This window comes from Rhizobacter sp. P3_B12, assembly GCF_056402895.1.
In genome coordinates this window covers 1-642 of the sequence record NZ_JBFUGN010001686.1, presented here as the reverse complement: position 1 = coordinate 642, position 642 = coordinate 1, and the positions used below count along the sequence as shown (strand labels likewise).

The 642-nt window shown below is 70.6% G+C and carries 1 protein-coding gene; it reads left to right on the top strand.

Annotation, left to right across the window (positions count from 1 at the left end; genetic code table 11):
• Nucleotides 1-642 (top strand): ATP-binding response regulator (locus AC1D01_RS37680; RefSeq protein WP_477875058.1); only part of this gene is annotated, 642 nt, incomplete at both ends.

Here is a 642-nt window from a genome sequence, read left to right as displayed (position 1 = left end):
CACGATGCGCTGCGCACGCTGCCGGTGATCCTGCTGTCGGCGCACGCCGGCGAGGAGGCGCGGCTGGAGGGGCTGGCCAAGGGGGCCGACGACTACATCGTGAAGCCGTTCTCCGCGCGCGAGCTGGCGGCGCGCGTCGAGGTGCTGCTGGTGCGCGAGCAGATGCATGCGATCCGCGATGCCGCGAACCGCCGGCTGGTCGAGGTGTTCGACAACGCACCGGTGGCGGTGGCGCTGCTCGACGGTCCGCAGCACGTGTTCAGCTATGCGAACGACGAGCAGCGGCGCCTGGTGGGCGACCGCCCGCTGCTGGGGCTGCCGCTGCTGCAGGCGATGCCCGAGCTGCGCGACCTGAACGTGAAGGAGCTGCTCGACAGCGTGCTGCGCAGCGGCGAGCCGTACTTCGCGAAGGCTTTCGAGGTGCACATGCCCGGGCCGCGCTACTTCGATTTCGTCTACCAGCCGCTGACCGAGCCGGACGGCACCGAGCCGGTCAAGATCGCCGTGGTCGCCTACGAGGTGACCGAGCAGCTGAGCGCGCGCCAGCAGGCCGAGGATGCGAGCCGTGCGAAGGACGAGTTCCTCGCGATGCTGGGCCACGAGTTGCGCAACCCGCTCGCGCCGATGCTCACGGCGCTGCAC